The sequence below is a fragment of the Promicromonospora umidemergens genome, assembly GCF_024171995.1.
GTDB classification, from domain to species: Bacteria; Actinomycetota; Actinomycetes; order Actinomycetales; family Cellulomonadaceae; genus Promicromonospora; species Promicromonospora umidemergens.
This window is the reverse complement of sequence record NZ_JAMTCT010000049.1, coordinates 1-8,970: the sequence shown is the minus strand read 5'-3', so window position 1 is coordinate 8,970 and position 8,970 is coordinate 1. Positions and strand designations below refer to the sequence as shown.

Sequence of the window (8,970 nt, the reverse complement as noted above, 5' to 3'; positions counted from 1 at the left end):
CAGAAGCTGGGCATCACCCGGTCCGTGGGACGCACCGGGATCTGCTACGACAATGCGTGGGCCGAGTCGTTCAACGGCACCTTGAAGAACGAGCGTGTTTACCGCACTGAGTATCCAACTCGCGATCACGCGTGTTTTGACATTACCCGCTACATCGAACTACGCTACAACACCAGAAGGCTCCACTCCACGCTCGGTTACCGTACACCGAACGAAGTCGAAGAGGCCTGGCATACGGCGAATATCGCGGCGTAAGAATCATCGGAATCAACTGTCCGAAATTCTTAGGGCCCCTCACACCATCACAGCAGGACCAGGACTGGTTGGTCGCCGCACATCAAGGCAACCTGGCCGAGATCGCGGCGGGCGAGGCAGCCGTCGAGATGGCCACGACCGAAGCCGTGCGCACGCACGGTCAGATGCTGATCGACGACCACAAGAAGCTCGATGCCGACCTGATGGCGGTCGCCGAAGAGCTCGGTGTCACGCTGCCGTCCATGCCCACCGAAGAGCAGCAGGCGACCCTCAAGTCCGTCTCGGCACAGTCCGGCGAGGCGTTCGACATGGCCTGGGTCGAGTCTCAGATCACGGCACACCGGCACACGCTCTCCATGGGCGAGGAAGAACTCGCGCAGGGCACCGAGCAAGCAGTCATGGACCTGGCGGACACCGCCGCTCCCGTCGTGCAGAAGCACCTCGACACACTCATGGACACAGCCCAGGACCTCGGTGTCCCGACGTCCGTTCCCGCCGGTACGGGTGGGCAGGCGGCGACGTCACCCCATGCGCTCGGCTTCGCCCTGGTGGGGACCGGCCTCGCCGGGATCATCGTGGCCGGCCTGTTCCTCGTGCGGCGCCGCCAGGCATGAGCCCCAGACAGCGCGGAACCCGCACACGACGTCCTGGGGCGGCTCCTACCGTCCTGCTGTCCGTCGGAGCACTGTGCCTCGCCGCCGGCGGATGGTTCCTCGCTCAGCCTCCAGCGCTGCCGGTGTCGGACGTCGCCGCCGCGGCGACATCCGACACCGGCAGCGCACGACGCGCCGCAGGCGATGCCGGTCCAGCGCCGTCCGCGCGAACTGCCGTACGGCCGCTGGCGGTGGAGGCACCCGTGCGTGTGAACGTGCCGACCATCGACGTAGCGGCCGACGTCGTCCCTGTCGGGGTCGACGCCACCGGTGTGCTCGAGGTTCCCGAAGATCCGAGTGTCCTGGGCTGGTGGTCCAGCGGCGCCGTTCCCGGCTCCCTCCGAGGAACGACCGTGGTCGCCGCTCACATGGACGCGACCGGCCGCGGCACGGGCGCGATGGCACGGCTGATCGATGCCCCGATAGGTACCCGGATCGACGTCGTCACGGCTGACGGGGCGCACGTCAGCTACCAGATCACAGAACGCCGCTCGTACGCCAAGGACGAGGGCCTGCCGCGCGATCTGTTCCGGTCCGACGGCGCGCCGCGGCTGGTCCTGATCACCTGCGGGGAACGTTCGACCGGGCCACGCAGCACTACACCGACAACGTCGTGATCCTCGCCACGTAGCCCAAGCCGTTCTCCGCTGGGCGGTGCCCCCAGTGGTGGCGTCCTCCGACGCCGCGCCGGGCGGACCGGGAGCGTGGGCACCCCCCACTGGCGGACAGGGACGGTCGAGCCGCTGTCAGGGTTTCGCCCCCTGAGCACGGCGTATCGAGATCCCGGTGGTGAGCTTTGTCGAGGCGTTCAGGCCTGCGTCGTCGTCGACGCCGACACCGAGCCGATCCACCAGCTCCCCTCCGAGCCACGCGGTGCCGACCGTAAGGACCACTGCGGCCAGCGCGAGGATGAGCGCCGCGGCATCCGGGACGTTGCCCACAGTCCCCGCACGCACCAGCCAGCTCAGGGTGAACAGGACGAGCACGACGACGTTCCCCCCGCCGTGCAGGATGCCGACGCGCCTGGCCCGAGTCCCGCGCGGGATCGCGAGGTAGTCGATCAGGCCGAACACCGCCGCGACCACCCCCATCAGGACACCTGCAGCGATCATGAGATACGACGCGGAGGCGAACCGGATATCGTCGGCCAGAAGGCCGATCACATCGAACACGACCGCTGTGGCGAGCAGCCCGAGCGGGAAGACGATCAACTGCTGATGGACCGCATGTCCTGCGGCCTTGGCCCTGCTCTCCATCTCGCACCTCTCCCGACTTGGGACGCCTGCCGGTTGACGGCCGGCGTCACTTCCTGCAGAACTGCCACGCTAACCGCGTCTGCCATCACTCGCTCGAAGCCGTGAGGCGACCATGAGATCCCCATCAAAGGAGGTGCGTGGGCCGATCACCCGTGCCTAGAGTCGCCTCGGCATCGCTGTCTCGCGATTGTTTGTCTGCTGACCCGTCGCCGCACGGCTACTGCGCCATGTGAGCGCCGGTGTTATCCGGCGCAGTGACGCTGCTGACCTCGGTGTCCGGACGTGCCCGCACGAACCGCAGGATGTGTCGAAAGCTCTGTCCGTCCCACGCCACGTCGGCGCTCACCTCGACGACGACCGGATCCACGAGTGTGAGGTCGACGGGGCCCTTGCTGGTATTGAAGCGGGCGAGCGCCGTGGGCGACACCTGCGCCGGCCACGGATGTTCACCGGCCGGTGGGACGAGCCACTGTGCCAGGGCGCGTCGAGCCGGCGGCGACAGCGGACCGGTCCGTCCCACGATCCGCAGGGCCTCGCCGACCGGCAGGCCTGCCACCACCTGCTGTGGTGAGGAGCGTGTGCCGATTACCGCCCCGCACACGACGTCGAGTGTGGTGCGGTGCTTCACCTTCAACCAGCCGCGCTTGCCGGTCGGGTAGGGCTGCGCTCCGCCCTTGATAACCAGGCCCTCGATCCCGACCAGAGCGTAGTTCTCGAACCACTCGGTGGCTGTCGAGCGGTCGTCGGTGACCGGTGAGAGGTTCAGGGGCGGCTCCCAGGCAGCAGCGAGCTCTTCGAGAACCCTTCGACGGTCGTCGAGCGGCAGGTTTCGGATGTCTCGACCGGCATGGGCCAGAACGTCAAACGACGCGTAGGACGCGGGGTGGCGCAGCGCGTGCACCGCGGCGTTCCGAGAGCCGCGGCCCATCCGTGTCTGGAGCGCCGCGAAGTCAAGACGGCCACCGGACCAGATGACCACCTCGCCATCCAGCACGGTCCCAGACTCGATCTGGTCGCTCGCCGAAGAGGTGATCTCCGGGAAGGTCGATGTCAGGTCCGTGCCTCGGCGCGACCACAGGTGAGCGCCGCTGTGGTCGCGCGTGACGACCACACGGAAGCCGTCCCACTTGGGCTCGAACCTGGCCCCGCCGGGCAACGCGCCGACGTGCGGGATCTGCTCGACCGCGCGAGCGAGGGCCACCTGGACCGGGCCGGTGAGCCCGCGAGGCAGTGCCATCTCTCAGCCCTGACTCTGACAGTACGTTCCGATGGTCGTCGGCATCGTGGACCCCCGTTTCAATGAGTCCACATTCACCCACCAGCGACCAGACCGCATGCGGGCGCGGCACAGAGGGCGTTTTATGCGTGTTGCGAGCATGGTCATGGCGGGACTGCCCAAGGAACGCTCGACCCGTCTTCGTTGATGAGTCAGACCGCGAGGGCCATAGGGCTCTGACTAGCGTAGACAGTCTCGGGCTCGATGGGCATCATGCAGGTCAAGGATCTTGCGACGGGGCTCCGGCGGATAGCCCCCTTCCGGCATTGCTTTCCTGATGTCAGGTGCGACTTTCGTCTTTCGGTGGCGCGTTGTGCTGGCGGGTGGCGCGCACTGGCCTCGGAAGAAGCCGTTCTTTCCTGAGGCGGGGGTCCCCCGGGAGCGGCAGCACTGACCTCGCTGTTACGGAAGCTGGTGAGTGCGGTCAGTATCTGCCGGGCTGTCGCGCTGTTTCCGGTGCTTGGCTGTTCATCGCGCCCATGGCGGCTTCCGTGGCGCTCTCGTGTGCGGTCTGCCGGCGTCAAGTTGCGTACCCGCCTGGTGCCTCGGAGTCTTGCAGTTGAGGGCAACCGAAGGTAGAGATGCCATGAGCGAGCAATCGATGCGGAGCGAGCCGCGCGAGGCGCGGGTCAGGGATATGCCGAGCTCCGGAGACCAACTCGAGGTGCGGCCTCCGAGCCACGACACTTCTGGTCCACAGCGGCCGATTGCGGTTGAGATGGTGTTGGGCGCGGTCGCTGGAGCCGCCGGGGTCTGGGTGATGGACCGTCTCGGTTGGTTCATGTACAACTGGGAGGACCCCTCGGCGCTTGCGCAGGAGCACCGTGCTCGACCGGGCGGCCGTGACGTAGCACACGCGATGGTCGCGAAGGCCGGTGAGGTGACCGGCCTGCAGGTACCGGCAGAGCAGCCCAACGCCGCTGGGCTCGCGGTCCACTACGGATTAGGTGCGGTGCCCGGCGCGCTCTACGCGGTGGCGCGACGGGAGGTACCGGGCGTGCGGGCGGGCAACGGTGCGCTGTACGGGTTCGGGCTGTTCGCGATGAATGACGAGGTGGCCGCGCCGCTGCTCGGGGTAGCCAGTGGTCCCACCGCCTACCCGTGGCAGGCGCACGTTCGAGGGCTGGTCGCCCACACTGTTCTGGGTGTCGTGACCGAGAGCTTGCTGAAGCTGTTCGACCGGGCCCGATAGCCTCCAGTCGCACGCTGGACGGAGGACTGCCCGCACGTCAGCGTGCCGATGATCAAGCAGCCTGTCGGCCGAACGGGCCTGGCCGCACTTGCTAGCGGCGGCGTTCTGCCTACGGTGGAGGAAGGTCCAGAACAGGCGACGCCGACAGGCGGTGCTGCGTCACGCACCTGAGCGGAGTGGCCGCAGCGCCACGCACGACGCGACGGAGGATCGATATGACATCACGCGAGAAGGTCATCGACTGGCTGAACGACGCGCACGCGATGGAGCTAGCCCTGGTCGAGGTTTTGGAGCGGCACGTGAGGGACGCCGACGGCGATGCGGAGGTGCAGTCTCGCATCGATCGGCACGTCGAGGAGACCCGACGTCAGGCCGAGACCGTTCAGAGTTGTATCTATAGTCGCTCGACGGGAAGGTCTCTGGCGGCAAGGAAATGTTCGGCAAGATGTACGGCGCGATGCAGGGAATGGCCAACAGGCCGATGGCCGACACCATGGTCAAGAACGCCCTCGCCGACTACGCAGCGGAGCACATCGACGCATGCGATCAGATCGGCGCCGAGAACGCGGCCGTACGTCTGACGGATATCTTGCGCGAGGAAGAAGCCATGGCGCGATTCCTCGAGCAGAAGCTGCCGGGCACGGTCAGCGCGGCACTTGCGGCCGCTAACTAGCACGGGAGGCGACATGTCTGACTCGAAGAGCAAGACCACGACGGACCACGACGAGATCCGCAGCTGGGTGGAGCAGAACGGCGGTACCCCGGCGAGCGTGCGCGGCACGGACGACGGCGGCGAGGCCGGTGTGTTGCGCATCGACTTCCCCGGCGGCGCGGGCGAGGACCAGCTCGAACCGATCAGCTGGGAGATCTGGTTCGAGAAGTTCGAGGATGCGGGGCTGGCGTTCCTCTACCAGGCAGAGCGCTCGGGCGGTGGCGGTAGCACCTTCTTCAAGCTCGTGCGCAGATGAGCTTGTAGGCCCGCGAAGGGTCGGCTCCCGCCCGGCGCGCCGGGCGCAGGAGACGCACAAGCGAAAGAGGGGCCGCGTGGTAGTGGCCGAAGTTGTCGGTGGCGTGCACCGCGTCGAACGCGCCTACGTCGACTTCCACCTCGTCCGCGACGACGGCGGACACCTGCTGATGGTCGACACAGGTCTTCCGGCTACCTGGGCCCTATTCGGCCAGGCGCTGCGCGAGCTTGGGCATCGCCCTGCGGACATTGCGGCTTGAAGTGCGAGCGTGGCGGGGCGACCTTAGCGTCGAGAAGCGGTGGCGCGGTCCTCCTCTCGATGGCGCCGCCGCACCGCATCAGACCAGGCGAGAGGTGCGTATGACGGGCAGTTGCGGTCGCAAGCACTACACCGGCCAAGGCTTGCTGCCGCCGCCCCACCGAAGGCTCACCCGGTGGTAGCGCACGACGCCCTGTCCCTGGCGGCGGCTGTGGACCCGGCCGGTCTGCTTCCCGCCCGCCAGCAGATGGCGCTCACCCTGGGATGGCACATCATCCTCGCGTCGTTCGGCGTGGCCTTCCCCGCCATGATCTTCGTGGCGCACTGGCGGGGCCTTGTGCGCAAGGAGCCGATCGCGTTGGTGCTGGCACAGAGATGGGCCAAGGTCTCGGCTGTTCTGTTCGCGATCGGAGCGGTCTCGGGCACGGTGCTGAGCTTCGAGATGGGACTGTTGTGGCCGGGCCTGATGGGTACCTTCGGCGATGTCCTCGGGCTGCCGTTCGCTCTCGAAGGGCTGTCGTTCTTCGTTGAGGCGATCTTCCTCGGCATCTACCTCTACGGGTGGGGGCGCATGCCACCGCGCCGCCATCTGCTCATGGTGGTGCCGATGGCGATCGCCGGAGTGGTGGGCACGTTCTGCGTCATCTCCGTCAACGCGTGGATGAACACCCCGGCGGGCTTCCGCATCGTCGACGGCGAGGTCACCGACGTCGACCCCTGGGCCGCGATGTTCAACCCCATCGCCGGGTTGCAGTTCGCTCACATGTGGGTCGCGGCCTACATGCTCGTCGGCTTCACGATCGCGGGCGTCTACGCCGTCGGCATGCTGCGCGGACGCCGCGACGCCCACCACCGGCTCGGGTTCCTCATACCGTTCACCTTCGCCAGCGTGGCGGCCGTCATACAGCCGGTCATCGGGCACCTGCTCGGCGGCGGCCTGGGTGACCGGCAGCCCGCCAAGCTCGCCGCGTTCGAGCTCGCCACGACCACGGAGAGCCCGTCACCGCTGCGCCTCGGCGGTGTGCTGGTCGACGGCGAGGTCTACGGGGCCATCGATATCCCGGTGCTCGGGTCGCTCATCGCCCAGAACTCCTTCACCGCCCCGGTTCGGGGGCTGGACACCATCCCGCTGGAGGACCAGCCACCAGTGAACATCACGCACTGGGCGTTCCAGACGATGATCGCGATCGGCACTCTGCTCGCCCTTGCCGTGGTCGTCTACTGGGCCGTCCGGTGGTGGCGCAAACGTGAGCTCCTTGACCACACGTGGTTCCTGGGGTTCTGCGTGGCGACCGGCCCCCTCGCCGTCGTGGCCGTGGAGGCGGGCTGGATCGCCACCGAGGTGGGGCGGCAACCGTGGGTCGTTTACGGAGTCATGCGCACCTCCGAGGCAGCTGGCGACTACCCAGGCCTGTGGTGGCTGCTGGCCGTCACAGCGGTGGTCTACACCTGCATGACCGTCGGCGCCGTGCTGGTGCTGCGATCGATGGCGCGGCGCTGGCGGCAGGGAGAGCACGACCTACCCAGCCCGTACGGGCCCGAGGCAGGACTGCAGGACAAGACGGCCGGCAAGGAGCGACCGGCATGACCATCGAGCTTGCGGTAGCCATGGCCATGTTCGTCGGTCTGGTCGCGTACGCGGTCTTCGGCGGTGCCGACTTCGGCTCCGGGTTCTACGACATCACTGCGGGAGGCGCCGCCCGCGGTGCAGAGCTGCGCACACAGATCGACCACAGCATCGGCCCGGTGTGGGAGGCCAACCACGTCTGGCTGATCTACGTGCTCGTGACCTGGTGGACCGGCTTCCCGTCAGCCTTCGCGGCGGCGATGTCCACCCTGATCCTGCCGCTGCTGTTCGCGCTGCTCGGCATCGTGCTGCGTGGCGCGGGTTTCGCGTTCCGCAAGTACTCCCCCACTCTGTCGCAAGCCCGCGTGCACGGCGCGCTCTTCGCCGGCTCTTCGCTCATCGCCCCGTTCTTCCTCGGGACCGTAGCTGGTGCCATCGCCTCGGGGCGCGTCCCGGCTGACGGCCAAGGCGACCTGTGGTCGTCGTGGTTGAACACCACCTCGCTGCTGGCCGGCGTCATCACCGTCGCCTGTTGCGCGTTTTTGGCCGGCACGTTCCTCACTGCCGACGCGACCCGTGCCGGCCACGACGAGCTCGCCGCCCGGCTACGCCGTCACACGCTGATGGTGGGAGCGGTCACCGGTGCCCTCGTGCTCGGGTCGCTCGTCCCGATCACGCAGGACGCACCCACCCTGGCGCAAGGGCTCACCGGGCGGGCGGCCCCCCTCATCGCGACCTCGATCCTCGGCGGGATCGTGGCCCTTGTCCTCCTCGCCCGGAACCGGCCGAGCGCGGCGCGGGTCAGCGCTGTCGTCGCCGTCGCGTCCGTCATCGTCGGCTGGGGCGCCGCCCAGTACCCGTGGCTGCTCGTCGACGAGGTCACCATCAGTGACGCAGCAGGCGCGCCAGCGACCCTCCGAGCCCTGCTGCTCGTCGCAGCCATCGCCGGGATCATCGTGGTCCCGCCTCTGGTGTACCTGTTCCGGCTGACCCAGAGCACGGAGTGGGCCCAGCACTAGGGCGTGTTTCGGATTGGTGGTTTGACCTGCGGGTTCGGCATGCTGCGGGGTCGTGGTGGACATTGCGGGACGACATGATCTGAGTGATGAGGCGTGGGCGGTCCTGGAGCCGCTGTTGCCGGTCAAGAGGCGAGGGCGCAAGGCCCGGTTTCTGCGGCGGCAGATCGATGGGATCCGGTGGCGGACCCGGGCGGGTTGCTCGTGGCGAGACGTCCCGCAGGACCGGTACGGGTCCTGGATGTCGGTATATCGGCGGTTCCGGGACTGGCAGCGCGACGGTTCGTGGGCGTTGCTGGCCGACCGGTTGCGGACCGTGGCGGACGGGGCCGGTCTGATCGAGTGGGACCTGAACGTGGACTCCACGATCGCTCGGGCGCATCAGCACGCGGCCGGCGCCAGGAAGCATCCGGAGCTGCAGAAGGAACCGCCTGGTGGTGTGAGTACCGAGCCGGATGATCACGGACTGGGCCGCTCGCGGGGCGGGTTGAGCACGAAGGTCCATGCCGCTGCGGAGCAGGGGCAGAAG

The 8,970-nt window shown here is 67.9% G+C and carries 11 protein-coding genes and 1 pseudogene; 10 read left to right on the top strand and 2 right to left on the bottom strand.

Annotated features, from left to right (window positions below; all coding sequences use genetic code 11):
* The 3 genes from APR04_RS30010 to APR04_RS31220 form a co-directional block, all read left to right on the top strand.
* On the top strand, positions 1–255 hold a 255-nt coding region (locus APR04_RS30010; protein ID WP_253878259.1), incomplete at its 5' end, for an integrase core domain-containing protein.
* Positions 228–869, top strand: a complete 642-nt coding sequence (locus APR04_RS30005) for a DUF4142 domain-containing protein (protein ID WP_301313151.1) — start codon at positions 228–230, stop codon at positions 867–869. The genes APR04_RS30010 and APR04_RS30005, both read left to right, overlap by 28 nt.
* A 242-nt stretch (positions 870–1,111) precedes the next feature.
* Positions 1,112–1,525 (top strand): class F sortase, encoded by a 414-nt coding sequence (locus APR04_RS31220; protein WP_253878255.1) that lies wholly within the window; start codon positions 1,112–1,114, stop codon positions 1,523–1,525.
* Between the two features lie 129 nt (positions 1,526–1,654).
* Here the strand turns inward: APR04_RS31220 and APR04_RS29995 are convergent, their stop codons facing one another.
* Entirely contained in the window at positions 1,655–2,164 is a 510-nt protein-coding gene (locus APR04_RS29995) for a DUF2231 domain-containing protein (RefSeq protein ID WP_253878253.1), read from the bottom strand.
* Positions 2,165–2,381: 217 nt separating this feature from the next.
* Positions 2,382–3,401 carry an ATP-dependent DNA ligase gene (locus APR04_RS29990; RefSeq protein WP_253878251.1) on the bottom strand — a complete coding sequence of 340 codons (1,020 nt, stop codon included), beginning with the start codon at positions 3,399–3,401 and terminating at the stop codon, positions 2,382–2,384.
* 799 nt (positions 3,402–4,200) lie between these two features.
* Between APR04_RS29990 and APR04_RS29985 the strand changes: the two genes are divergently transcribed.
* From APR04_RS29985 to APR04_RS29955, 7 genes and pseudogenes are all read left to right on the top strand, one after another.
* Positions 4,201–4,632, top strand: coding sequence for a DUF1440 domain-containing protein (locus tag APR04_RS29985; RefSeq protein WP_253878249.1), 432 nt, complete (start codon positions 4,201–4,203; stop codon positions 4,630–4,632).
* Positions 4,633–4,847: 215 nt separating this feature from the next.
* Positions 4,848–5,305 (top strand): annotated as a pseudogene (locus APR04_RS31410) (YciE/YciF ferroxidase family protein).
* Positions 5,306–5,318: 13 nt separating this feature from the next.
* Positions 5,319–5,600, top strand: a complete 282-nt coding sequence (locus tag APR04_RS29975) for a hypothetical protein (RefSeq protein WP_253878245.1) — start codon at positions 5,319–5,321, stop codon at positions 5,598–5,600.
* A gap of 76 nt (positions 5,601–5,676) precedes the next feature.
* Positions 5,677–5,859, top strand: coding sequence for an MBL fold metallo-hydrolase (locus APR04_RS29970; RefSeq protein WP_253878243.1), 183 nt, complete (start codon positions 5,677–5,679; stop codon positions 5,857–5,859).
* Between the two features lie 174 nt (positions 5,860–6,033).
* Positions 6,034–7,446, top strand: coding sequence for a cytochrome ubiquinol oxidase subunit I (locus APR04_RS29965; protein WP_253878241.1), 1,413 nt, complete (start codon positions 6,034–6,036; stop codon positions 7,444–7,446).
* Complete coding sequence (locus APR04_RS29960) at positions 7,443–8,444, top strand: cytochrome d ubiquinol oxidase subunit II (protein WP_253878239.1); 1,002 nt, start codon at positions 7,443–7,445, stop codon at positions 8,442–8,444. Before APR04_RS29965 ends, APR04_RS29960 begins: the two co-directional genes overlap by 4 nt.
* 52 nt (positions 8,445–8,496) lie before the next feature.
* The coding region (locus tag APR04_RS29955; RefSeq protein ID WP_308292409.1) for an IS5 family transposase at positions 8,497–8,970 on the top strand (474 nt) is incomplete at its 3' end.